Annotated in this window: 14 protein-coding genes; 4 read left to right on the forward strand and 10 right to left on the reverse strand. The window is 69.1% G+C overall.

The window, feature by feature from the left end; translation table 11 throughout:
* Positions 1-919: 919 nt before the first annotated feature.
* From FHX37_RS13860 to FHX37_RS13895, 8 genes are all read right to left on the reverse strand, one after another.
* Positions 920-3,469: an ATP-binding protein gene (locus tag FHX37_RS13860; RefSeq protein WP_141924296.1), complete on the reverse strand. Its 2,550-nt coding sequence runs from the start codon at positions 3,467-3,469 to the stop codon at positions 920-922.
* A gap of 216 nt (positions 3,470-3,685) precedes the next feature.
* The gene (locus tag FHX37_RS13865; RefSeq protein WP_141924297.1) at positions 3,686-7,237 is read right to left on the reverse strand and encodes a conjugal transfer protein; all 3,552 of its coding nucleotides are present in this window, start codon (positions 7,235-7,237) and stop codon (positions 3,686-3,688) included.
* A gap of 12 nt (positions 7,238-7,249) precedes the next feature.
* Positions 7,250-7,552, reverse strand: a complete 303-nt coding sequence (locus FHX37_RS13870; RefSeq protein WP_141924298.1) for a hypothetical protein — start codon at positions 7,550-7,552, stop codon at positions 7,250-7,252.
* Between the two features lie 94 nt (positions 7,553-7,646).
* The gene (locus FHX37_RS13875) at positions 7,647-8,597 is read right to left on the reverse strand and encodes a conjugal transfer protein (RefSeq protein WP_141924299.1); all 951 of its coding nucleotides are present in this window, start codon (positions 8,595-8,597) and stop codon (positions 7,647-7,649) included.
* A 458-nt stretch (positions 8,598-9,055) separates the two neighbouring features.
* Positions 9,056-10,261 carry a hypothetical protein gene (locus FHX37_RS13880; protein WP_141924300.1) on the reverse strand — a complete coding sequence of 402 codons (1,206 nt, stop codon included), beginning with the start codon at positions 10,259-10,261 and terminating at the stop codon, positions 9,056-9,058.
* Between the two features lie 503 nt (positions 10,262-10,764).
* Positions 10,765-11,013, reverse strand: a complete 249-nt coding sequence (locus FHX37_RS23255; RefSeq protein ID WP_211351828.1) for a hypothetical protein — start codon at positions 11,011-11,013, stop codon at positions 10,765-10,767.
* 457 nt (positions 11,014-11,470) lie between these two features.
* On the reverse strand, positions 11,471-12,352 hold the full coding sequence (locus FHX37_RS13890; protein ID WP_211351829.1) for an alpha/beta hydrolase fold domain-containing protein: 882 nt from the start codon (positions 12,350-12,352) through the stop codon (positions 11,471-11,473).
* Positions 12,353-12,591: 239 nt separating this feature from the next.
* Complete coding sequence (locus FHX37_RS13895; protein WP_141924302.1) at positions 12,592-13,185, reverse strand: TetR/AcrR family transcriptional regulator; 594 nt, start codon at positions 13,183-13,185, stop codon at positions 12,592-12,594.
* Positions 13,186-13,364: 179 nt separating this feature from the next.
* On the opposite strand from FHX37_RS13895, the gene FHX37_RS13900 reads away from it, so the two are divergent.
* On the forward strand, positions 13,365-14,219 hold the full coding sequence (locus FHX37_RS13900) for an NAD(P)H-binding protein (protein ID WP_141924303.1): 855 nt from the start codon (positions 13,365-13,367) through the stop codon (positions 14,217-14,219).
* Between the two features lie 114 nt (positions 14,220-14,333).
* Here FHX37_RS13900 and ychF read toward each other — a convergent pair whose 3' ends face one another.
* Positions 14,334-15,428 (reverse strand): redox-regulated ATPase YchF, encoded by a 1,095-nt coding sequence (gene ychF, locus FHX37_RS13905; protein WP_141924304.1) that lies wholly within the window; start codon positions 15,426-15,428, stop codon positions 14,334-14,336.
* 359 nt (positions 15,429-15,787) lie between these two features.
* Here ychF and FHX37_RS13910 point away from each other — a divergent pair, with 359 nt between their 5' ends.
* Positions 15,788-16,747, forward strand: a complete 960-nt coding sequence (locus FHX37_RS13910) for an FkbM family methyltransferase (RefSeq protein ID WP_141924305.1) — start codon at positions 15,788-15,790, stop codon at positions 16,745-16,747.
* A gap of 222 nt (positions 16,748-16,969) precedes the next feature.
* Here the strand turns inward: FHX37_RS13910 and FHX37_RS13915 are convergent, their stop codons facing one another.
* Complete coding sequence (locus FHX37_RS13915; RefSeq protein ID WP_141924306.1) at positions 16,970-17,365, reverse strand: DUF6221 family protein; 396 nt, start codon at positions 17,363-17,365, stop codon at positions 16,970-16,972.
* Between the two features lie 334 nt (positions 17,366-17,699).
* Between FHX37_RS13915 and FHX37_RS13920 the strand changes: the two genes are divergently transcribed.
* Positions 17,700-19,271: a Hint domain-containing protein gene (locus FHX37_RS13920; protein ID WP_141924307.1), complete on the forward strand. Its 1,572-nt coding sequence runs from the start codon at positions 17,700-17,702 to the stop codon at positions 19,269-19,271.
* Positions 19,252-19,722: a hypothetical protein gene (locus FHX37_RS13925; RefSeq protein WP_141924308.1), complete on the forward strand. Its 471-nt coding sequence runs from the start codon at positions 19,252-19,254 to the stop codon at positions 19,720-19,722. Before FHX37_RS13920 ends, FHX37_RS13925 begins: the two co-directional genes overlap by 20 nt.
* Position 19,723 lies beyond the last annotated feature (1 nt).

Here is a 19,723-nt window from a genome sequence, read left to right on the forward strand (position 1 = left end):
TTCGAATTCTTACGAACCGCGAAGTCGCTTTCGGACTCCCAATCGGCCTGCTGTACTTCTTCCGCCCCTGCGGGACATGAAGCCGAGCCGCCGGGTACAGAGACATTCGACAAAGCAGAATTTACGAGCTGGTTTCCGGAGTTTACAACGCTTCCAGCCATGGACAGTATCTGTCCTGGATTTACTAGTATCCAGAGCCCAAGGGCAGTCGCCATCACCATCCAGATAGCGCTTTCAAGGGTCAAAGTAACACGTTTGCGTATGAGGCCATACCATCCCAACCAAACTGCACCTAGGATTATCACCGTTGGCAGAAGAGGCTGCCAAATACCATAACGGAGCTGGTTGATGACATCCTCAACCATACTGTTAAAACTCGACAGGAGACCATCAGAGGTGGCAGCTTGATAAACAGTGATGGTCGACTGGTTTATAGTTTTGGAAAGATCCCATGCCGTATTGCTTAAGGTCGCCGTCGCGCTCGACCCCATCTTGTCAATACAAGAATCTTTGATGACGTGCCACTGCTGACCCGAAGTCCCGTATTGTCCGTAAATACTCGCATCAGGTGGCAGCCCATCGTTCGGTCCGTTCTCAATGGCTGACTGCGACTTCGGCGGCACCAACAATCCATCGGAGCCGCTATCAGCCATCTCCGGCTGCGGCGCGGGCTGGCCGTCGCATACGGGGTCTCCCTGGGCGCTTTGGCTGCCCAGGGGCACCAGTAGGAACGCGAGTGCCACCAACGCCAGGGTGACGGCCCGCCGCATTCCCCGTGGGCGGGCTGGTGTGCGCGCTCGGGTACGCCGGTTGTCCCGGCTCGATCGACGTCCGCTGGGGGGTTGTCGTTCCTCCTGGTCACCGGCCGGTTGCGCACCGTTCGTGCTGGTGGTCGCACTCGCCCCGCGCATGCCCTCGCTCACTGCAGATCTCCCGCACCCGTATCCGCCGTGCTGCCCATCGTGCCGGTGCCGACCAGGGCGCCGCCGTTGGCGCCCTGGAACCTGTCGTCGTCTCCGTCGCCGCCGTCGTCGTCCGGACGCTGCCTGGTGGGGTTGGTGTCCAGCCACCGCAGCAGCTCCTCGGACACCAGGTCCACCCCGACCCGGCCGGCGCGCCCGTCCAGGTCGCGGAACACGCACTCGCCGTTGCCGAGGTTGCGCAACATCCCTTGGTGCTCCTCGGTGGGTTCGATCCCTAACAACGCCATGACGCTCTCCACCTCGACCCGTTCGCTGGAGCGGAACGCGAACACGCTGCTGAGGCAGTTCGTCACCTGTTCGTTCAGCAGGTCGCCCGCGTTCTGGCTGACCAGGATCATGCTGGTGTTGCGGGAGCGGCCCATCCGGCTGACCTCCGGGACGAGCTTCGCCCCCTCGGGGGTGGAGGTGACCGCCCACGCCTCGTCCAGGAAGATCGCCTTGGGGAGGTGGCGGTCCAGCCCGTTCATCAGCCGGCGGGCGAACTGGCTCACCAGGTACAGCAGGGCCACGCTCAACCGCTGCTCGTAGGAGTAGTCCTCCCGCGAGATGGCCGAGTCCGGCAGGGTGAGCCCGCCCAGGGTGAACACGGTGGTCCACCCCTCCGTCTCGATCTGGTGCTCCCCCTGGGGGTCGAAGCACAGGCTGGCCAGCCGCATCTCCGACATGGACTGCAGCACCGCCCCCAGGTTGCGGGAGGCGGGGTCGGTGGAGTCCTCCAGGTAGCGCACCACCTTGGCGAGGCTGGGCTGGGGCTGGTTGGCGACCGCCGCCACCGCCTGGATCATGGCCGACTCGCGTTCCTCGCTCATCCGCGGCAGCAGCAGCCGCAGCGTCTCGGTCGCCATGGTCTTCTTCGACGGAAGGTCGTCGCCGAACCCGAACGGGTCCAGCAGCCCCGGCTCGGCCGAACCCAGCGACATGATGCGGGCTTTGCGGCCGTAGCTCTGCAGCAGTTTCACCAGCGACTCGGCGTCGCCCTTGGGGTCGATCGCCGCGACCGTGACCCCGCGCAGCGCGAGCTGGTGGATCAGCAGCAGCGCCAGCGTGGTCTTCCCGCCGCCGGGCTCACCGGTGATGGCGATGGCGGTGGGGCGGTTGCGGGCGGCGGCCACCATCGGGTCGAAGTGGACGATGGAGCGGGCGCGGCCCAGGGTCTCGCCGATGTAGGGGCCGGTCCAGCCGCCGGTGTCGGGGTCGGCGCGGTCCCCCAGGTCGACGGTGGCGGTGGGCATGCCGCCGGCGATGGTGCGCAGCGGCTGGCGCTGGGCGTAGGCGTTCAGCCGGATCCGGTCGCCCGGAAGCGACTCCAGGAACAGGGCGAACTGGTCCCCGGTGGAGTTGGTGACGTCGATGCCGATGTCGCGGTAGTGCTCCACCACCGCCTCCACCCGCTGGTTCAGCATGTCCTCGGTGGGCGCGGACACCATCAGCCGGTGCCAGCCGTACACGAACGGGAGGCGCTCCTTGGTGATGCCGTGCTCCAGCATCCGGGCGGCGTCGATCTGCTCCGCCAGCGCGATGGGAGCCTCGGCGCCGGCCTCGCGGATGTGGGCATCCATGTCGCGGGCGTGGGCGAGTTTGCGGGACACGTCCTTGCTGGCCTTCGCCGGCGGGATGAGTTTCATCCGCAGCGACAGTTCCACCGGGAACGGCAGCGCGTCGGCGTAGTGCAGCCACGGTTCCCCGTCGGGGAACGGCATCAGGTCCGGGAAGCGGGAGAACGACAGGTAGGCGACGTAGGTGTTGCCGGCGGGTTGTTCCAGTCGCAACATGGAACGCCCGTTGTGGATGGTGCCGTCCACGAGCTGTTCGATCTCGCCCTTGCCCCAGGTGCGGCGGCCCGCGGCCGACGGTCGGGGCTCCTCGATGGTGCCGGTGACGGCGTGGCGCAGCAGCCAGGCGACCTCGGAGGAGTGGGCGTGGCGGGCCCGCAGTGAGCTGGCCGCCAGCGCCCGGCCCAGGCGCTGGGCCTGTTCGGTCCAGTGGGCGAGCTCCTTGTCGTCCACCGCGTCGTCCTGCACCCCCAGCACGTTCTCGGTGCGCTGGTAGGCCGCCAGCAGCTGCGCGAACACGCCCTGGGAGAGCTGGCCGCGCACGCCGCCGCGCTGGCCCAGCCGCACCCCCAGGTAGACCTCCTTCGTCCAGAAGTCCTTGGCCCACACGTGGCGGTACATCTCCTCGAGGTACTCGTACCAGCCGGGACCGGAGTCGGAGGTGTCGTCGAGTTTCGTGGCCCAGGCGGCGGCCGGGTAGGTGCGGTGGGCGATCCGCAGGTGTACCTCGGCGTCCTCCATCCGGATGGCGGCGAGCGCGATGGTGATGTTGGTGGCCAGCGCCTCGCGTTCGTCCGGGGTGGTGAACTCGTAGGAGACGGTGGGCAGCCGGAAGTAGGCCCACGCTTCGGCGTCGCTGAGCAGAACGCGGTCGTCGAAGTAGCGCACCGGCAGCCGGCTCGCTCCGCGGGCTGCCGTGGACCTACCGAGCATTGTTCCCCCTGGCTTGTTGCCGGTCGTGGTGGAAGGCGCCCGTGCCCGCCGGCGGTGGCGGGAGGGCTGTCGTTTCACAGGGTCGCGGCGCGGGTCGTCCCCGCCACGTACCGGTTGCGGTTCCCGTGTGGGCGCTCGCTCCGCCGGCGCGGGCGGTTGGGCCGCGGCACGGGGCGGGGGGCGCGTGGCACCGGCCGCGGGCGGTGCGGCTGGCGGTCATGGTTGCTCCCCCGGGGCGAAGCCGTGCGCCAGCACGCCGCCGAGCTGGGCGTGGGCGCGCCGGGTGCTGGACCGCAGCGCGTGCACGTTCACCTGGTCGCGGGTACCGAAGTGGTCGTCCCACGGCACGCGGACGATGGCGCGGCACTGGCCGCGCGCCACCCGTTCCGCCTCGTCCACGTCGGAGAGGCTGCGTTTGCTCACCCCGTTGATGACGACGACGGAGTGGGACCGCAGGTGGGTGTAGCCGTGGCCGTCCAGCCACTCGAACGTCATCGCCACCGCCCGGGCGGCGTCGGCGCTGGCGGGTACCACCAGCACCAGCCCGTCCACGGCGGGCAGGGCGCGGGCGACGCCGGTGGCGGCCGGGTCCAGCATGGTGAAGCCGTAGAACCGGCCCAGTAGCGTTCCCAGTTCGGTGTAGTCGCGGTCGTCGAGGGTGCGGGCGTAGGGGTCGTCCAGGGTGGCGACCACCTCCAGGCCGGTGTTGGTGCGGGAGGTGTAGTCGCGCATCGCCGTGTAGCTGGAGACGGTGCTGGTGTTGGCCAGCAGCGAGGTGAGGGTTTCCGGTGTCTCGGTCTCGACGCGCCGCGACATGCCGTACGTGCCGGGGTTGAGGTCCACGGCCGCCACGCGCTCGTCCCGGTAGGTCGCCAGGGTGTGGCCGAGCATCAGTGTGGTGACGGTCTGGCCCGCACCGCCGGTGCAGCCCAGCACGATGACGCGTTTCGGGCCGTCGATGGGTGTGCGGAGGCGTTCCACGTCGGCGTCGGGCAGTTCCGTCACCGTGCGGGCGGTGGAGCCGCCGCCGGTGACCACGCGGGCCAGCCGCCGCCACCCGCGGCTGGGGGTGGTGTCGGTGCTGTCGGCCGCGGCGCTGGAGTCGGAGCCGGATTCGGACGAGGCGGGGTCGGCGGGAGCCGACTGGCTCGGGGTTCCGGCCAGGCGCTGCTGTTCGCCGGTGTCGTGGGACAGCTCCGGCGGGCCGGTGCCGCGCTGCGACGCGGCGGAACGCTGGGCGGCGGGTGTGGTGGAGCGCCGCGGGGCGGCGTCGGGTTCTGGGTCGTCGCCGGGTACGGGTTGGCCGAACAGCTGGCTCAGCCGGCGGGCGTTCTGCGCCACCCGGTGGAAGACCCCGTCGTCTCCGGGCTGGTTGGTCCACACGGTCTGGCCGGAGGGGCCGGGCGGGGAGCCCACCGCCGTCGGGGTGGGGGCGTGCGGCTCCGGTTCCCCACCGGTTTCGGTGGTCCTGGCGGCCTCGGCCGACTCGGGCTCGGCCGGCTCGGGGCTGACCGGATCGGGTTCGGCCGGGCCGTTCTCGGACACGGCGTGGGCCGGTTCGGCGTCGGCGGGACCCTCGCCGGTGGTGCCGCTGGTGCTGCGGCCCCCGGAAGCTCCGGCGTCGCCGGCCTCGGGGGCGGGGGCGGTGTCACCGGTGCCGGCGGGCGACGGTGCCGGGTTGGCGCGCAGGGTGCGCGACAGCCGGGCGCTGCGCAGGCCCGGGTGGGCGCCGGCATCGTCACCGTTGGGGGCCTCGGCCCGCGGGTGGGAGGTTTCCTCCGCCCGCTCCCCGGGGGACGCGTTCGGTGGCTCCGGTGGCAGGGTGTCATCCCCGGCTGGCCCGGCCGGTTCGCGGGCGGGGCTGTCCCCGCCGTCCGGCTGCGGGGTGTGCTCGGCGGCGTCCTCCGGTCGGAAGGCGGCCCGCTCCGGGCTGGGCGCGGGAGCGGCCTCGGGTTCCGCGTGCTGGCGGCGGACGCCCAGCGCGGCGCTCTCGGCCGCCCGCAGGTCGGCCTCCGTGCGGCGCTGCGCGTCCCGCGGGCGGGCCAGCCCCTCCTGTTCCCCGGTGTCGTGGTCCACCTCCAGCGGGAGTTTGCTCCCGTCCGCGCCGGGTGGTGGCGCGGGCGCGGAGTCGGTGAACCACCCCGCTGCGGTGGTGGCGCCCTCGGAGGGTTCGGCGAAGCGCGGCGGGGCGGGTGGTGGAGCGCCGCCCGCGTTGGCGTAACGGTCCAGTACGGCCATGTGCTCCGCGTGCTCGTCCGACCGCCCGTCGTCGGGCTGGTGGCCGTCGCCCTCCTGGCCCGCGCTGTCACCGGGAGAGGTGGCCAGCGCCCGCGCGGTCACGGCCAGGCCCTCCTGCTCGCCGGTGTCGTGGTCCACCTCCAGCGAGGGTTTGCCCTCGTCCGCTTCCTCCGGTCGCGGCTCCGGTTCCCCCTCGGGGGCGGGGCCCGCATCGGCCTCGGGCAGGTCCCACGGGGCCGCGTGCGGTCGGGGCCGCTGCTGGTGGGAGGCGGGCGTCTCGGGCTCGTCCGGCTCCGGTCGCGCCGCGGCGGGCGGCGCCGTGGCGGTCGCCTGAGCCGGTTGGGCGGGGCGGGCGGGTTCCGGCTCCGCCTCCCCGGCGGTCTCCGGCTGCGGGGAGGCGGCACCGGGCGGTGCGGCCGGCGTGGCGGACGCGGCCGGGGCGTCCTGTCCGTGCTTCCGCTCCCGGGCCACCCGCATCCCCTGGCTGCGGCCGCGCAGCCGCCGCCGGGGGCCGGAACCGCTGTCGCCGGCGATCCCCTCGGCCGAGGCGCCGTCGGCGGCGCGGCGGGCGTCCACCCGGTCGTGGGCGGTGTTGACCTCCCGGTGCCGGGCGTGCTGCTGGGTGGACCGCGCCACGGGCTGGGACGGGGATTCCTGCGGTTCGGGGGCGGCCATGATCTCCTCGGCGCGACGGCGGGCCGTCGTGCCGGTGTCCACCACCGGTTGGGCTGGGGCCGGTTCGGCGAACGCGTCCGTCTCGGCCTGGGCGTGGTGGGCTTCGGCGAGTGAGGGCGCGTCGTCCTTGCTCCGGGCCGGGCCGAGGTCGGTGCGTTCGGCGGCGGGCACGGACGCCGCGTGCTGCTCCCCGGACTCCGGCGGCGGCGTTTTCGGCAGGGCGAAACCGAAGTAGTTGAGGATCTTGCGGCCCAGGCCGCGCTGGTCCCGGGGCTGGTGCTCCGGCTGGGGCTCCGGTTCCGGTTCGGGCTCCGGTCCGGGCTCCGGCTCCCGGGCAGGGGTGGGTTCCTGTTCGGCTGCGGGCTCGCTACTCACCTCGGCCGGCTCCTCTTCCGTCGCTGTCTCGGTTGAGGGGAGACGTTCCTCGGTGGGGGCGGCGCGCAGCCGTTGCTTACCCGACCCGGGGGTGGGAAGCGGGCCGGCGGCGGGGTCGCGGTGCCACACCCGCACGGTGAGTGTCACGCGGGAGGGTTCGCGTTCGGGGGACATGCGGGTGTACACCCGCGCCTCGGTCAGGAAACGGCCCTGGGAGACCAGTAGTTCGGTCAGCCGTTTGCCCTCGATGACGGGGCGGGTGGCGAGGAAGGTGATGATGCCGGGCGGGACCAGCCAGACCACGTGGAAGGGGGAGCGCCACGGGAACCCGACCAGGTTCAGCAGCAGGATCCACCCGAAGAACACACCCAGGAACACACCGAGCGTGACGACGGGAAGCGGCTGCGGAAGCCGGAAGTCGTAGAGCTTGTAGAGCCGCTTCTCGATACGCCAGATGTTGGTGTACGTGGGCAGGTCCACGTCCCCGGCCTCCTACTCGGTCTCCACGCCCATTGCGCGCGCGATGGCCCTGGCCGTGACTTCGATGATCCCTGGAACGTAGAAGACGATCCCGATAAAGATCGCGAGAATGATGAACTGGGCGAAACGGGTGATCTCCCTGGTGAACAGGAAGAAGATCGCGACGACCGACACGATCACCAGGAAGAGCGGGCCGAAGAATCCCCGCAGGAAATCGGCCAGTCCCGAGGTGTCCGGTGCGTCCTGGGAGTTCGCGGCGATCGGGGCCGCGACGTCGGCGGCGGTCTGCGCGACGCTGATGACAAGGGGGTGCATGTCAGCGTTCGCCCTCCCGCACGCGTGGTCTGTCCTGCATCGTCGGTTGCCTTTCGTTACGTGCGCCCCGCTGGGGTGCGTCCGGCGGTGACCCTCAGTCGCCGAAACCGCGCGGGGCTCCCTGGATGTCGCGTACGTACCAGTCGTTGTCCGTGCGTACCACGTCCACCTGGTAGGTCTGGGTGAGCGTGGCCGGGTCGTCCTCCTCGCTCCCGGCGAGCCGCCACACCACGCTGGCGGTGGTCTCGCGCACGTCGCCGCCGTCCCCGGCGGGGACGGTGAGCTCGTCGAGGCTGACGAACTCGAGGGAACCGCCGGGAAGCTCGGTGACCTCGGCACCGCGCTCGGTGTAGCGGGAGAGGTGCTCCGGGGTCTGGGCGTAGGCCTCGAAGAAGTCGGTGAGGAACGGTTCCAGCTCCTCGTGGGCGTCGCTGTCCGTGTCCGTCTGGGGCGCCTCGGGCAGGTCCGCCTTGTCGGGGGCGGCCAGCAGGGCGGGCTGGCCGGAGACCACCAGTGAGGTGGCGTCCTCGGCGTAGACGGGGACGTCCAGGCTCATCGGCTCGCCGTTGACGTGGGCGCTGAGGGTGACGACGGCGTTGTGGTCGTCACTGGCGTCCACCGCGATCACCTCGACGTCCTCGCCGGTGAGATTGGTGTTGGACAGGTCGAAGGAGTCCGCCTCGCCCTCCGGGACGAACTCGGACAGTTTCTCGGCGCGGTCGTCGGCGGAATCGCCGCCGGCGTTGAGGTAGGCGTCGGCGAACCGGGCGGCGAAGGCGGTCGCGGCCGTGGTGGGGAACGACGGCTCGTCGTCCGTGGCGTCCTCCTCCTGCTGGGGCGGTTGCGCCAGCCCGTCGCGGATGGGCATCCAGATGCCGTTGGCGATGACGACGAGGAGGAACGCCCACAGGATGGCGCGGCCGACCCACACCCACCAGCGTCCGCCGGCGCCCGCCCGGGGGTGGCGGACCGGTTCGTCGGGGCCGCCGTCGCCGGCGTCGGCCTCGCCGGACCCGTCTCGCCGCGCGGTGGCCTTGCGGACCATTACGCCTCCCTGTACTGCGGCACGGCCGTGCCTGGTTCTCGGGGACTCTCGGGGTTGCCGTCCTGCCCTTGTTTACCCCATACCTATGGTGCGGCATGCGTGGGTTCTCCGCCGCCCATACTCGTGCGTGTTTCTATCCCAACCGCACGATGTACCCCGGATGTCGGTTGGTCAATGCCGGTTGACGTGCCCGTGTCCCCGCGCGTCGCCGGGGACGATCCTGTCAGCTGGACAGTTGCGGTCCGACCGGAAACAACGAATTCACTGGACAGATAGGCGGAACGGCGCACGGAACCGGGGCGTGGCACCGGAAACACGGCGCTGTGGTGTCCGCCGGGTGAGCAGAGCAACACGCCGGCACCGGGCTGAGCCGGCCGATTCCCGCTTTTCCGCCCGTCCCGGAACCCGGGGTATCGGGGCGGGCGGATCCCCTGGTGCCGGCCGCCAGCGGGGGCGGTTCAGCCGGCGTTTCGCCGGATCAGCTCGCAGAAGTCGGCACCGCCGGTGACCGTGACGCTTCCGCTCTCCCGGTCGAGGCCCACCCGCACCGGTTCCAGCCAGGGCGTGTGGCCGGGTTCCAGCACCTGCCGCTGCCCGAGGCGCTCGTAGTCGCGCGGGCGCCACCAGTACACCTGGCTCGTGATGGGTTTGTCGCCCTGCACCATCTCGGCGGCTATCCGCTGCATGACCTCCGTCGCCACGACGGGTTCGGTGGTGAGCAGCGGGTGGACCAGCACCAGCTCGGGAAGCGGGAGCGCCACCAGCGCCCCCTGCGAGGCGGACTCCGCATCGAGGTAGCGGCCCAGAACGTGGACGTGCGAGGCCATGTAGCGGTGCTGGCCGCCCAGGTGGATCAGGGGCACGCCGTGCGGGTCGCGGGTGGTGACCTCGAACGGTTCCTCGGTGGAGTGCTGCAGGGCGAGCCGGAACAGGTCCGCGTCCGACACGTCCCGTCCCCGCACCGCGTCCCGCTCCAGCAGCTGGGTGTGCTCAGGATAGTCGACAGCGAGCGTCTCGGCGACGTCGGGGGCGAGTTCGCGGCTGACCACGGTCTCCCGCGCCTCCGGCCCCAGCATGCTCTGCGGGTGGACGCGCACCCGCAACCGGTCGAGGACCCCGTCCAGGTCCGTCGTTCGCCTCTCGGCACGGTTGCCCGCGGCCAGCCGTTCCCGCGCGAACTCCGCGGCCAGCCGCTCCCGCTCCTGGGGTGCCTCCTCCGCGCGGCGGCGGAAGTCGCCGATGTCGGCTTCCAGCCGGCGGTCGCCGGTGAGCGGAACGAGCACGGTGTCGGGTTCGGCGAACCGCACGGCCGCGCCCTGGTGGGCGAACGCCTCGGTGAGGGCGCGCGCCGCCGCGTCGTCCTCCGGCAGCGGGTAGTGGGTTCCGATGCGCACTCCGCTGCTCCGGAAGGACCGCATCATCCCGCGCACGACCCCGGCGGCGAAGTCGGGCAGGTCGTCGCGCGGGGTGGCGCGTGCGTGCTGGAACGCGTCACCGAGGTCCATGGGAGCGATGTCCTGGTGGACATCCAGCCGCAGGTGGGTGGGCGGCTGGACCTCCGCCGGGATCTCCGCGTCGCGCAGCGCGGTGAGCAGGGCGGCGGCGAACGGCTGGTCCGCCGGCGCCATGTGTGAGACGTCCGGGATGTCGCGCTCCTCGGGCACTGCTGTCCTCTCCGAAGGGGGGGCGGTCGGTGGTCGCCCGTGGGACGCCGCCGCCACCGGGGCGGTTCCCGCGCGGACGGAACGCCTCCCGGCCGGACCCGCCGTCAGACCCTGTCCGCCGGACGCTGGTGACGCCTCCGGCCAGGCGCGCTGCGGGTGGCCGGCCGTGTGCGGCGGAGCGAGGCCGGCGGCACGTGGTTACGGAGAGCCGCACGACGCCATCGAGGGCATGAAGGGCCTCGCCTTCGGCTTCTGACTCCGACATGCCCTGCCTCTGAGTCAAAGCCGACGGTCTCACCGCCACCCCCGGTGACCGTGACTCGTACGTTCGGCAGGCAGACTTGCCCCGATCCGCGTGCGGTCCTCCATACAGCGGAAGCCGCGGGTCGCGCCAGACGCAGCCGGGCGTGGATCAACGGGCGAACTCACCGACACGCACGGGCGGCGGCTTTTCCGGCAACAACGCCCCATCGCGAGCATCGTCTCCAACGCCGTCGACCGGCTCAGGCTCGCACGGCCGTCGCCAGGAACCGTTCGACGTCCTTCGGCGTCCGCAGCCGGTGGAATCTCAGGTCGGCGTGCTGCGGATCGGACATCGCCGCCTCGTAGCGCTTCCGGACCCGGTCGTACGAGGTCCAGACCCACCACAGGATCGACTCCTCGCCGCGCCAGAACAGCAGGCCGCGCCAGTTCTCCCGGTTGCCGCTCCACAGCTCCTCGCGCGTCACGACCCGACGGACCGTACGCCGCACCGACCGCGCCACCACGCGCCACCACGCGCCACCGCGGCGGGTCGAGCCACACCACGGTGTCGGCCCGCTCCCACACCAGAGTGCCGATCTTACTCCGGTAGTTGCCGTCGACCACCCAGGCGTCCGCGGCCGTCACGCGCCCGACGCGCTCGCTCAGTTCCTCGGCCGTGGCCGGCGACCAGCCGGGGCCCCAGTGCAGCGCGTCGAGCTCGATGTGGGGCACGTCGAGAGAGTCGGCCAGCCGCCGCGACAGCGTCGACTTGCCCGAGCCGGAGCACCCCACCACCGAAATCCGTCTCATGGTGCGGCGCTCCTTTCGGGTGACGGTTCAGGCCGGGCCCCACACGCTGAAGCGGAACTCCACCGCGTTTCGGCGCATAGAGCCATCTGATAGTCGACAATGACAGCGTGGTACGAGGACCGCATCTGTGCCTGACGCGATCACATCGCCCCGGAGCTACCGCACCCGAAGGGCGTCGACGATTCGCTGCGCGTCCTGCTTCCCTCGTGCGGTGGGAAGCAAGGCGTACACATGCACCTCACCGTCGGCCTCGTGGAAGTCGACGTCCACGCCTGCGCTTCTGGCGGCATCATGCAAGAGATGCGCGTCAGGATTGAGGATGTCGCGCGTGCCGGTGAAGATGGAGATCGGGCCCATCCCCTCGAAGTCACCGTACAGCGGACTCACCGACGGATCCGTGGCAGGAAGGTCTGCGCGCCACAATTCACCGAAGTACTCGCCGCCTGGTCGTCTCAGCCACGGATCGCGTGGCTGAACGTCGTCGATTCGGGGATTGCTCCACGTGAGATCCGCTGCAGGCGACAACAGCACCGTGCGAGCCAGGGTTGTGCCCGCATCGCGCAGCCGCATCGTTGCGGAGAGGGCGATCTGACCACCGGCGGAATCGCCGAAGAGGCGCGTCCCGACGTCACGGTCCATGCTGTCCTGCACGAGTGAGGCCACACCGCGGACGACATGCTCAGCCGTTCCCCGCGGAACAAGCGGATAGATCGGCACCGTGACGGTGGTACCGGCCTCTGCTGCGATCCGGGCGGCGAGCTGCCAATGCCGCGCGGCGATCTCATTGACCCAACCGCCCCCATGCACGAACACGGTCCGGCCTCGTGGCGCACTTCGCCGAGGGACGATCGAGTAGACGGGCCACCCCTCGATGTCTTCCCGTGTGATGGAGACATCGTCGCGCAACCGCTGTGGCGGAGCGAAGGGAAGCGGACGAACCATGCGCCCCGCCGCGTGTCGCTGAGCAGCTTCCTTGCTCCGAAAGATTTTGTTCCGTCCCGTCAATGTCAGGACGACAGGGACAAGTTTCTGCGGCACCGCGACCACTGTCCGACCCGCCCTCCCAACATCAGGTTCGCGCAACCTCAGGAATCACCCTACTCGCGAGGGGTCTGTCGAAATAGCCCCACCACGTGATCTTGGCCCGGTCCGTAGGATCCGGCAGGCACCCGATGCGGATTCAGTCCGCACTCTCCGGTCCGTCCACGGCGGCCTCACACGTTGAACTTGAAGCCGACCGCGTCGCCGCGGCGGGAAGCCTCTGCTCCGCGGCGAGACTAGACCGACGGCTGCGCCGATCGACAGATCCCGCCGAGAACAAACGCGGTCCGGCGGTCGTAGTCCGCCCGGGATGGTCGGCCGCCGTGCTTGAGGGCAAGAGCGTTGTCGAAGGCCAGCGCCTGAAAGTCGCCCGGCGTGAATCCGTGGGCCAGGACGCCAGCGGCATGACCGTCTGCGGCCAAGTCGTCGTGGAAGGCTCCTGCGACGTGGCACAGGGCCATGAGCTGCTCGGAGTCAGGGAACTCCTGCAGCAGGACGTCGTTGACCGCCGGCAGTCGGTACTGGAGATCCCGAATCGCACCGACGTAGTAGCAGATTCGTTCTCGGACCCCAGCGACAGAACGTGCATGATCGATGACGCTCCTCAGCTCTGCCGCGACGACGTCGTCGATGACGGCGTCGATCAATCCGACCCTTCCCCCGAATCTGTTGAAGATGGTCGCCTTGCTCACGTGGGCGGCCGCAGCGACCTCCTCGAGCGGCACAGAGAGGCTCCGCTCTCGGAACACCTGCACCGCAGCGGCACAGATCCGGTCGACATTGCGGCGGGCATCGGTGCGAAGCGTTGACGAGGACCGGGTACTGGTCACAGCCGCCCTCCTTCCCCGACAAGAAAACTTGACCCTATAGGTCAATTTCCTGCACGATGGTACCCGACATGAAGTTGACCTCATAAGTCAATTTTTGCGCACCGGATCCCTCCGTGCGGCCCGCCCCACTCTCCCAGCAGAGCAGGCCCCAAGGGCCGCCTCGGCGAAAGGACGCCATCATGATCATCGTGACCGGAGCGACAGGCACCCTCAACGGGGCCACGGTCGATCACCTCCTGAAGCGGGTCCCTCCAGCCCGCGTCGGCGTCAGCGTCCGCGACCCCGAACGCGCGAAGCACCTGGCCGACCAAGGAGTCCGCGTGCGGCAGGGAAGCTACGACGAACCCGCGGCTCTGCGCCACTCGTTCGCCGACGCCGAGCAGGTGCTTCTGGTCTCTTCCAGCGACGCCACTGCCGACGTCGTCGCGCAGCACCGGACGGCGATCGATGCTGCCGTCGCCGCCGGGGCGCGGCGGATCCTGTACACCAGCGCCCACGGGACCGGATTCGACACTCCCTATCCGCCACTCGCCATCCACGCGGCCACTGAGGATCACCTCGCAGCTTCAGGCGTCGCATGGACAGTGCTGCGCAACGGCTTCTACGGAGACCTCGGGCAACTGCTCGGCCCGTGGCAGGCGACGGGAGTGATCGCCAAACCCGCCGACGGCCCGTTCTCCTGGGTCGATCGGCGTGATGCCGCGGAGGCTGCCGCGGCGATCCTCGCCAGCGACTCCCCGTTCGACGGCCCCGTCGATCTGACGCTGCCCTCACCGGTCACCCTCGCGGACTTCGCCTCGGCGGCATCCGAGCTCACCGGTCGCCACGTCGATCGCATCGTTGTCGACGACGAGAAGTGGGTTGCTGATGAGATGGCGAACGGCGTTCCGGAGGCGGCCGCACGCTTCACTCTCTCGATGTTCCAGGCGACACGGACCGGCCATTTCGCACGATCCGATTCCAAGCTCTCCCGGCTCCTCGGGCGGGAGCCGCGCAGTGTTGCCGATCAGCTGGCAGATCAGATCGCCGGTTGAATCGCCCGCCCCGGCTATGCCCGGCTCTCCCCGGGGCGATCCCGGACACCGTCCGGTGCGACCTCACCACAGTAACAGCCGGCGTCGGACCCCAGAGGCTGGCCCGGAACGCGACTACACGTTGAACCTGAACTCCACGACGTCGCCGTCCTGCATGACGTACTCCTTGCCCTCCATGCGGACCCGGCCGTTGGCGCGGGCGGTCTGCATGCTCCCGGCCGCCATCAGCTCGTCGTAGGACACGATCTCGGCCTTGATGAAGCCGCGCTGGAAGTCGGAGTGGATGGCGCCGGCCGCCTCCGGAGCGGTGGCGCCCTTCGGGATCGTCCACGCGCGGGTTTCCTTCGGACCGGCGGTCAGATAGGTCTGCAGCCCCAGCGTGTCGAAGCCGACCCGGGCGAGCTGGGCCAGGCCGCTCTCCGTCTGGCCCATCGACTCCATCAGCTCGGCCGCCTCGTCCTCGTCCAGCTCCGCCAGTTCCGCCTCGATCTTGGCGTCCAGGAAGATCGCCTCGTTGGGGGCGACCAGCTCGGAGAGCTTGGCCCGCACGTCGGGGTTGGCGAGCTCGTCGGACTCCACGTTGAACACGTACAGGAACGGTTTCGCGGTCAGGAGGTTGAGCTCACGGACCAACCCGAGGTCGATGCCGGCCGCGGCGGCACCGGTGGACAGGCTCTGACCCTCGTTCAGCACCCGCTGGGCCGCCTGGGCGGCCGCCAGTGTCTCCTGGGCCTTCTTGTCCTTGGCGTTGCGCTTGGACTCCTTCTCCAACCGCGGCAGCGCCTTCTCCAGAGTCTGCAGGTCGGCGAGGATCAACTCGGTGTTGATGGTCTCGATGTCGCGGGCCGGTTCGATACCGCCGGCCACGTGGGTGACGTCGGCGTCGTTGAACCCGCGGATGACCTGGCAGATCGCGTCCGCCTCCCGGATGTTGGCGAGGAACTGGTTGCCCAGCCCCTCCCCCTCGGAGGCGCCGCTGACGATCCCGGCGATGTCCACGAAGTCCACCGTGGCGGGGATGGTCTTGGCGGAGTCGAACATCTCCGCCAGAGCGGGCAGGCGGGAGTCGGGGACCCCCACCACTCCGACATTGGGCTCAATGGTCGCGAACGGGTAGTTCGCGGCGAGCGCCTCGTTCTGGGTCAGCGCGTTAAACAGTGTGGACTTACCGACGTTCGGCAGACCAACGATCCCGATTGACAGACTCACGGGAGACAAGTCTAGGTGCGCTGACCACAGGCTCAGGACGGTCGACTCCGGAGCAGCTCGCACCATCCCCAATGAGTCGGGCGAAACAGCGACATCTCGGGCGCGTCAGTGGACATTCCGGTGACGTGCGGGCGACCTTTGTGTGAAACGACCTGCGAACCCGAAGCCACAAGGAGTATGTTCGGATTTCGGCCCCCGGGAGTCGATGATCGCGCGCCACCCGCCGAAATCCCGGCACGGCCACCGCCGAGCCGCCCGGCCCACACGCCGGCGCCAGCCGCACGAGCCTTTCCGAGCCCGCGGCACGACACCACAATCCAGGTCACTGTTGGGGGGAATGTCCAGTGGTAACCGGCCAGATGCGGGCTTTCGTCCGCCGCTACCCCGCCGTCCGCCACGCGACCCGGCAACTGCGCATCCGGCTCCCGCAGGGTCTGGGAGGGGTCAGCCGCGACCGCCGCCCACCGCGACAGCGCAGTTTCTCCCTGCGGCTGCCACGCCGCGCGGGATCTCCGACCGCCGGACCGGACACGCTTCAGGTGTCCGCACCGGGCGGTTTCTGGATGGCCAAGAAACTCCAGCGCGGCGGATTGGCCAACTACGAACCCGAGACACTGGCGTGTTTCCTGGCCGCCCTGGAGCACGCCCGCTCCGGTGCCGTACTGGACATCGGGTCGAACGTGGGGGTGTACAGCACGCTCGCGGCGGCGCGCAGCCAGCGCCCCACCTACGCCTTCGAACCGACCCCCGCGATCGCCGCGGCCGCCCGCGCGGTGGCCGTGCGCAACAACCTGCCGGTGCGGGTGGTGGAACTGGCACTGAGCAGCCACAGCGGCACCGGGCCGCTGTTCCTGTCGGCGACGAGCGACGCCTCGAACTCCCTGGCCCGCGGGTTCCGTCCGGGGGTGGGGCGGCTCCCGGTCCGGTTGGAGACCCTGTCGCACTGGCAGGAGGCCGAAGGGGTCTGCCCGTCAATCCTCAAGCTCGACACGGAGACGACCGAACCGGACGTGATCGCGGGCGGACTGGAGGTGCTGCGCCGGTTCCGGCCCTGGGTGTTCTGCGAGGTCCTACCCGGCTGGGGTGTGGAGGAACGGCTGATGGCGCTACTGGAGCCGCTCGAGTACCGGTGGTACCAGCTGTGCGGCCATCCCCCCTACCGGCCGCGCCCCACCATCACCGGCAACAGCCCGGACCCCACCCAGCGCATGTGGTTGTTCGCCCCCACCACCCTGCCGGAAGGAGTGTGGGACACCGCCCGCGCGTGGCGCCGCGCCATCGACGCGTGCACCCCGCTCGCGGGACAGACCGCCGAGTAGAACCGAGCGGAACAGCACCGACGGTCCGGTGCAGCAAGACCCCGCCACGCCACCCGCGTCCACACCACCTGCCCGCCGCGGTGGCCCGGACCAGCCACGGGGCAACCGGACCCGCCCGCGCGAGACGCACCAGGTCGGGCGACGTTCCCACCGTCGGGCTGACACGACCGGAACCCGGAGTCAGCGACGCGTAAGGGAACAGCACGCCCGGGACGCGTGGGGTCACGGCGCCCACTCCTCCCGGTAGCCCGGGCGCTGTGAGTACCGGGCGGCGATTTTGCGCAGCCTCGCGACGTTGCCCGTCCTCTCGCACTCGGCGAGCACCCCGCGAGCCTGCTCGATCATACTCAGCACCTCGTCCAGGAGGGACGCGGACTCCTTCCGGTTCCAGTCGGATCTTCTCTGGTTCGACTTGGCGCGCAGCAGATCCTGCGTGAGGTCCTCGTCCTGCTGGATCCGGTCTCCGTACTCCCGCTCCGCGTCCTCGATCCGCTGGTCGATCTCCTCGGAAGCCGAGGCCGAGTCCATGAGCGAGGACAGTAACGCCCACGCCTGATGTTCCTCGAGGTCGAGCTGCTCACGCAGAAACGCGGCGAGCTCTCCCGTGTCCCCGCTCACGACCGAACCTCCCCGTACGCGTCCACGACATTCCTGACCTTCCGAGGGCTTCCCAACACAGTCCGCGCCTCCTCCCCGGGATCCGCGACCCGGCCAGTACCTCATCCCCTTCCCCGCCCGGGACCGGGCCGCACCGATCATCCCACCGCCGGGGTTCTCCCTGCCCTCGAACCACGGTACGTGTCCACCTGACATCCCGTAGTGGCGCGGCCGTTCGTCCGGCACATGAGACCACGACGCAGGGATATTGGCCGGATGTGGCCATACCCGGTTACACAACGGACGCGCTCCGGTAGTTTTGTTCTGTTTTTACCCCTCGCGTGACCGTTGTGTGGTGAGTCGTTTGCGTTGGGTGTGGCGGGCGGAGAGTGGCGCTTCTCTGGTGGAGTACGCCGCTCTGGTGGCGCTGGCATCGGCACTGGTGGTGGCGCTCATTTCGGCCGGGTTGACGACCCGAGTGGGTGCGGCCGTGGAGGAGGGGCTGTGCCTGCTGTACGGCGAGGACGGCTGTGCGGTCGAGGCCGGCGGAAACGACTCTGACGGGAGCGACTCCGGCGAAGGTGACTCCGGGGAGGATCAGGACTCGCAGGACGGTGACCCCAATGAGGGTTCCGGCGGCTCCGGGGGGAACGACTCCGAGGAGGGCTCGGGCGGGGACGCCGGGGAGGACTCTGGCGGGGATGGCTCCGGTGAGGGCCAGGACTCCGGGGATGGGGATGACTCGTCCGAGGGTGAGCAGGTGGCCTACGACCCCGAGCTGACCCAGGAGTTCGAGGACGCTCAGGAGGAGGTCTCTGAGGCCGAGGATGAGTACGAGTCGGCCAAGGAGGACATGGAGGACCTCCTGACCGAGGACCTGCCCCAGCTGTTGGGCGAGCTGATCGGGATCGAGGACGCCCGCAAGTGCTTCATGGAAGGCGACATCGAGGGGTGCCTGTGGACACTGGCCAGCGCGATCCCGTGGAGCAAGGCGGGCAAGTTCGTCTCCAAGATTCCCGCGATCGTCAAGCTGGGCAAGAAGTGGAACAAGCTTCGTAAGAAGAAGGACACCCGCGAGGACGCGCTGGAGGACAAGAACGACAAGCTGGACGAGGCCCAGGAGGCCTGCCAGGTCGGGGATGGCGGCGGTGGGCGGAACAGTTTCGTGGCCGGCACCCCGGTGCTGTTGGCTGACGGGAGCCGTGTCGCCATCGAGGATGTCGAGGCCGGCGACGAGGTCGTGGCCGCTGCCCCCGGGCAGCGCACCACCGGGGCCCGCACAGTGCGGGCGACCATCACCGGTACCGGCAGTAAGGATCTGGTGTCGGTGGCGGTGTTCACCCCCGGCGGGGTGCAGCGGGTCACCGCGACCGGTGGCCACCGGTTCTGGCAGGCCGGTGCCGGCGCCTGGAGCCCCGCCGCGGAGCTGGAGCCCGGCGACCGGCTGCGCGGCCCGGACGGCAGGAGCCATGCGGTGGCTTTCACCCGCGGCTACACCCAGCACCAAACGGTCCACAACCTCACCGTCACCGGACTGCACACCTACTACGTCGGCGCCGGAAACGGACCATCCCTCCTCGTCCACAACGATAATGGCGCTCCCGAAGGGTGCAATGTCCCGCCCCAGCTGAACACCAGCGGTAAGCAGTTCGGAAAGAAGATCGGAAAACACGCTCAAGATTATGGACTTGATCCGAGCAGCAGCAAGGACAGAGAGTGGATAAAAAATCATATCGAAGATATATCCAAGAACCCGGAAGAAGTACGGAAAGGAAATTGGAACCCCGAAGGCGGAGGAGCAAGCGATAACATTTTCTTCCGAAAAGGAAATGATGTGGTTGTCACAAAAAACGATGGCACCTTCGTCACGGTCCTGAAAGACGGAACAAATAATGGATGGTTCAAAGATGCATCTCAGTACAAGTGATGCATACAACCTGATAAAACAAAAAAAGATCACGAATATTTTTCTCATCCGCTATGTTCACGAAGGAAACATCACAGACGATGAAGGACCGATAGAAATACACTTCGAATGTGGCCTCGCCTTGCTCTTTGAGTGCGGCAGTGACGGCGAAGAGATGACCATGAAAAAAGGAGAATGGGTGGACCCGTTCTCCGGAGAGCAGTCCGAGGAAAACATCGAATTCATAAGAGAAAACGGAAAATGGGAGAAAATGGCACAAGAACAGACCGGCACCCAAACCCCGATCCCCGAAAAAAGGGTGAATGAATTATATTTTTATGAGACAAAAACAGGAAAGACGACCGGAGTCTCTCTGGACATCGGGAACAAAAAATTCTGCATAAAAGCAGAGTTCGACGAGCTCAAAATATACAATGAAACAAACAAGGGGGAGGGCCAAGTCCACGGGTGAG

It is taken from the genome of Haloactinospora alba (assembly GCF_006717075.1).
GTDB classification, from domain to species: domain Bacteria; phylum Actinomycetota; class Actinomycetes; order Streptosporangiales; family Streptosporangiaceae; genus Haloactinospora; species Haloactinospora alba.

Excerpts from the sequence above, each read along its gene's own strand:
- FHX37_RS13860 (WP_141924296.1), bottom strand. The coding sequence starts at position 3,469 with ATGCTCGGTAGGTCCACGGCAGCCCGCGGAGCGAGCCGGCTGCCGGTG.
- FHX37_RS13870 (WP_141924298.1), bottom strand. The coding sequence starts at position 7,552 with ATGCACCCCCTTGTCATCAGCGTCGCGCAGACCGCCGCCGACGTCGCG.
- FHX37_RS13875 (WP_141924299.1), bottom strand. The coding sequence starts at position 8,597 with ATGGTCCGCAAGGCCACCGCGCGGCGAGACGGGTCCGGCGAGGCCGAC.
- FHX37_RS13900 (WP_141924303.1), top strand. The coding sequence starts at position 13,365 with ATGATCATCGTGACCGGAGCGACAGGCACCCTCAACGGGGCCACGGTC.
- FHX37_RS13910 (WP_141924305.1), top strand. The coding sequence starts at position 15,788 with ATGCGGGCTTTCGTCCGCCGCTACCCCGCCGTCCGCCACGCGACCCGG.
- FHX37_RS13925 (WP_141924308.1), top strand. The coding sequence starts at position 19,252 with ATGCATCTCAGTACAAGTGATGCATACAACCTGATAAAACAAAAAAAG.